This window comes from Allocoleopsis sp., from assembly GCF_036703385.1.
GTDB lineage: Bacteria > Cyanobacteriota > Cyanobacteriia > Cyanobacteriales > Coleofasciculaceae > Allocoleopsis.
In genome coordinates, this window is the sequence record NZ_DATNPA010000263.1 from 1 (window position 1) to 4,378 (window position 4,378).

4 protein-coding genes and 1 pseudogene are annotated in these 4,378 nt (G+C 46.1%); 2 read left to right on the plus strand and 3 right to left on the minus strand.

Translation table 11 applies throughout. The features are described from left to right. Positions 1–147: 147 nt before the first annotated feature. Both aroH and sppA read right to left on the minus strand, forming a co-directional pair. Entirely contained in the window at positions 148–564 is a 417-nt protein-coding gene (gene aroH / locus V6C93_RS12600) for a chorismate mutase (protein ID WP_333477008.1), read from the minus strand. A gap of 68 nt (positions 565–632) precedes the next feature. Next, positions 633–1,457: a signal peptide peptidase SppA gene (gene sppA, locus V6C93_RS12605; protein WP_333477009.1), complete on the minus strand. Its 825-nt coding sequence runs from the start codon at positions 1,455–1,457 to the stop codon at positions 633–635. 252 nt (positions 1,458–1,709) lie between these two features. Between sppA and V6C93_RS12610 the strand changes: the two genes are divergently transcribed. Then, on the plus strand, positions 1,710–2,846 hold the full coding sequence (locus V6C93_RS12610; RefSeq protein WP_333477010.1) for a DMT family transporter: 1,137 nt from the start codon (positions 1,710–1,712) through the stop codon (positions 2,844–2,846). Between the two features lie 349 nt (positions 2,847–3,195). On the opposite strand, the gene V6C93_RS12615 is transcribed toward V6C93_RS12610, so the two are convergent. Then, a complete protein-coding gene (locus V6C93_RS12615) occupies positions 3,196–3,696 on the minus strand; it encodes a hypothetical protein (RefSeq protein WP_333477011.1) in 501 nt (166 codons plus the stop codon). A gap of 75 nt (positions 3,697–3,771) precedes the next feature. Here V6C93_RS12615 and V6C93_RS12620 point away from each other — a divergent pair. Then, positions 3,772–4,378 (plus strand): annotated as a pseudogene (locus V6C93_RS12620) (UDP-glucose--tetrahydrobiopterin glucosyltransferase); the annotation flags it as partial.

Below are 4,378 nucleotides of genomic sequence, written 5' to 3' on the forward strand. Positions count from 1 at the left end.
GAAGGTATTCCAATTTTTCAGTCCCAACTATTATAGGGACGAACAATCTTCGCCCCTAATGATAGTCTATGAATTAGCAACGGGATTACCTTACAAGACCTGCCTCTAAAAAGAAAATCATCCCCTTAATGGGTAGTTCTACCTCAATCAGCGACGAGTTTGAACAGCAGAAGGTACTGTTCGGCTAAGTTGAGATAAGCTCCAATCGGGTCGTAAATTTTTAGCTCCACGCAGATAGGGGTGGTAAATCTCAGCCTGGGATACTGGGGTATTGACGTGGATTAAAAATCGGATACATCGCTTGAGACTCCCCTTCACATGCATTTGCTGCACATCGAGTAAAGCAACATTATCCCAGTGGGAACGTTCTCGTGCGATCGCGGCGGGAAAAATAGCGTCCAAATCTTGTGTGGTTGTAAAGATCGCACTGATAATCTCATCAGGATCGAGCTGATTTCCAGCTTCCAGTTCGTTCAATAGTTCTGTTACTGCTTCTCTGATGGCCTCGACTGTGTTTTCTGAGGCAGTCGTCGCCCCACGAATCGCTCGAACTCGCCACTCCACCTATTTCATCCTCCAATTTTTCATCTTGAATTTTCGATTTCACAACCTTCTAAAATCTAGAATTCTTATTAAGGTCTATATAACCACAACGGTTGACCGCTGGTAGATAGCTCAAACTCTAACCAATCTATCCCAGATGATAACCCTGACGCCATCTGGCTACGGCTACCGCCTAGGATACGGTTTAATAACGGTTTCGGTTCCTCAAAGGTGTAACACTTCGTTTTCTCCGGGTCAAGACCTGCCAGTTCAGCGGCCCAGCGACGAGCATCTTCTTCTGTTCCCAATCGGTCAACAATGCCAAGTTCTACAGCTTGCTGACCTGTGAAAATTCGACCATCGGCAAAGCTTTTCACCGCTTCTACTGCCAGATTTCGGCCTTCAGCAACAGTTTGGACAAACTGCTGATAACTGGTATCGATCATTTCTTGCAGAATATTCTTTTCTGGCTCGGTCAGTTCGCGATCAAAGGCGAGAATGTCTTTGTAAGGGCCAGACTTAATAACTTTGAAGGAGACTCCGACTTTTTCTAATAGGCGCTCCAGGTTGTTTCCTCGTAGAATTACCCCAATACTTCCAGTAATCGTACCGGGGTTCGCCACGATGTGCTCGGCTCCCATGCCGATATAAACTCCCCCAGACGCTGAGATATTGCCGAAGCTGGCGACAATTTTGACCTTCTCTCGCAGTCGCTTGAGTGCGTAGTAAATTTCTTGGGAATCGCCAACGGTGCCTCCAGGACTGTCAATTCGCAGGAGTAGGGCGGGGAACTTCCTCTCTTCAACGGTTTTCAGGGCTTCAAGTACCCGTTTGCGCGTGGCACTCGCGATCGCACCAGTGACTTCAATTCGAGCAATTTGTTTACGAGAGTTGGTCTTGAAAGGCCAGATCATGAGTTGTTGAGTCGTTTTGAGTTAAACAGGTAATCTTAAAAATCCACAGACTGGATATCTTCTAGTTTGCACGATTAAGTTCGGTTTCGCTTTTGTCCGGATCGATACAGCTCTCAGAGGCCGGATTGAGAATCTTGCTAGTTTGTCTCCTGTCCTTAACACATTAGAATAATTCAGTAGAATTATGTAAAGAAATATAAAAAACATAGTTGAGCCTCTCATCGTTGTTTAGCCCAGCACTAAAGCGACCTCATGCAGATAAAAATCACTAATCTCTCCTCTCCGCTTACACCCTTATTGCTCATCGCTCCGTTTTTCCTGTGGGGAACGGCGATGGTAGCGATGAAAGGCGTCATCCCAAACACAACCCCGCTGTTTATGGCGGGGGTGCGTTTAGTCCCAGCAGGAATTTTAGTATTGGTGGCAGCCGCGTTAATGGGGCGTCCCCAGCCAAAGGGTTGGGCGGCATGGCTGTGGATTAGCTTGTTTGCCTTGGTGGATGGGGCGTTGTTTCAAGGATTTCTTGCCGAGGGACTGGTGAGAACTGGGGCAGGTTTAGGTTCAGTGATGATAGACTCTCAACCCCTAGCGGTGGCGCTGATGTCAGGGTTGCTGTTTGGCGAAATTATTGGCCTATGGGGTTGGTTAGGACTGGGTATTGGAGTCTTGGGAATCAGTCTGATTGGTTTGCCGGATGAGTGGATTTTGAGCCTATTCCAAGGCGGTTCCGTGACTTTAGATCTTAGCTTGCAGCAGCTCTTTCAAAGTGGCGAGTGGCTGATGCTGTTGGCATCCCTGTCGATGGCGGTAGGGACAGTCATGATTCGATATGTGACACGATATGCTGACCCTGTCACGGCGACCGGCTGGCACATGATTATCGGTGGATTACCTTTATTTGGCCTTTCAGGTGTTTGGGAGTCCCAACAGTGGGTCAATATTGACCTGAATGGCTGGGCAGCATTGGCTTATTCTACGATTTTTGGCAGTGCGATCGCCTACGCTCTGTTTTTCTATTTTGCCTCTAGCGGTAATCTCACTAGCTTGAGTGCCTTAACTTTCTTAACTCCCGTATTTGCCCTGCTGTTTGGCAACTTGCTTTTGTCAGAAGTCCTCAGTCCTCTACAGTGGTTTGGTGTCAGCATGACATTGGTCAGTATTTATCTGATTAATCAGCGTGAGGTAATAGCGCAGAAATTCCAAGCACTTTTCCGGCAACCTGCTGCTGTCCACAACCAAGACCTAGTTGTTGAATCCATCAACCAAAGTAATAGTGAGGTCGTGCTACAGAGTACAGAACGCATCTTAGAAGCATCTCAATATGTTAATTCGACATCAATTCCTGTCAACATCAAAGAGCCAGATGTCGAAATGCTATCGCAGCAGTAGAAGAAGCTAGGCTGATAGTTAACAAGCGAAGTAATATATATCGTTCCTCAGATGCGTGAAGTACATCACAATAACCTAACCCCCTGCCCCTTCCCTTGTAGGGAAGGGGAGAAAGAATCAAAGCCTCTCTCCTTGTAGGAGAGAGGTTTGGAGAGAGGTCAGAGTGTACCGACATCCAACCGAGAACCGCTATAACAGTAACCCGGGTGGTAGTGGCACGTTCATGAGTCATACCACATCCCTATCCATAACCCCTATTATTCTCTTACCTCCTCTTATTCTCTACTCTGAGAACTCTGAGCCTCTGTGGTTGATTCAAAAAAGGGAGGTAGCTGCCCCAGATTTGATATCACTCGGCGAGAACATATTCAGAGCCAGGGTTGAACTCAGCTAACTTTTTCAGTAATAATTTAGCCTTCTGAGAATTGCCAGATCTAGGCCAGCTCTCCCCTGAAGTAAAATCGTGAAGCGCCAGTACAATACGTGGCTCTGATTTCTCTACAAGAGCAACTAAGTCATTCTTGTTTGCAGTAACTAGGGTAAAGGTTGGACGCCCATGTATTAAATCGGGTCTTTTAATCCATATACTTCCATAATTAATATGAGAATTTTGCACTATGATTTGACTGGCTATTCTAACTCGGTAATAGTAGGATTGTACCGGAGCGGTAGGTATAATTTCTGTAAGAACAAACACTGAGCGTTTTTGACCTAGGTCAAAAACAGCTACTGGATACATCTCATAATTACCGCTGAAGTAGTAATCAACGGTTGTAATCGTTAAGAAAACTACAGAAACTAGAGTAATTGTTTTGATTAATGTCCTAAGAAAAAATTTTTTCCTTTGCATAGCTGAATAAAAGCGTAGTATTCAGGGATGTTTTAGCTCATACTCAATAAGCTACTCTTGACCAACGCTAAACCAATGACCAAGGTGCTCAGCAATTCACTTAGGCTGCTATTCCTGTCCAATCCAATTGGCCCCTTAGGTTCAGGATTAGGGGGTGGTGTTGAACTAACCCTACGTAACATCGCGACGGAGCAAATACACCGAGGTCATGCCCTTACTATTGTTGCTTCACAAGGGTCTACAGCTTGGGGTATGCCACTAGTTGAAATTGCTGGGAATCCACAAATTAGCGCCCAAACTCAAGGGCGAGATGCACCAACAATTATTCCAGCGTATTCCGTGTTGGCGAATATGTGGGACTATGCCCGACAGGCTCAAACCCATTATGACTTAATCCTCAACTTCGCCTATGACTGGTTGCCGTTCTACCTAACGTCCTTTTTCACTATCCCCGTTGTCCACTTAGTCAGCATGGGTTCGTTGACGGAGGCGATGGATGGAATTATTGAACAGGTAGCAATGCAGTTTCCTGGTACGATTGGCGTCCACTCTCTAGCACAGGCAGAAACATTTAGCTTTGCCAACCGTTGTCGGTGTGTTAAAAATGGCATTGATCTGTCCCTATATGAGTTTTGTGCCGAACCAGCACCTTGGGTGGGGTGGGTTGGTCGCATTGCGCCGG

Coding starts and splice junctions, on each gene's coding strand:
- V6C93_RS12610 (WP_333477010.1), top strand. CDS start 1,710: ATGCAGATAAAAATCACTAATCTCTCCTCTCCGCTTACACCCTTATTG.
- sppA (WP_333477009.1), bottom strand. CDS start 1,457: ATGATCTGGCCTTTCAAGACCAACTCTCGTAAACAAATTGCTCGAATT.
- V6C93_RS12615 (WP_333477011.1), bottom strand. CDS start 3,696: ATGCAAAGGAAAAAATTTTTTCTTAGGACATTAATCAAAACAATTACT.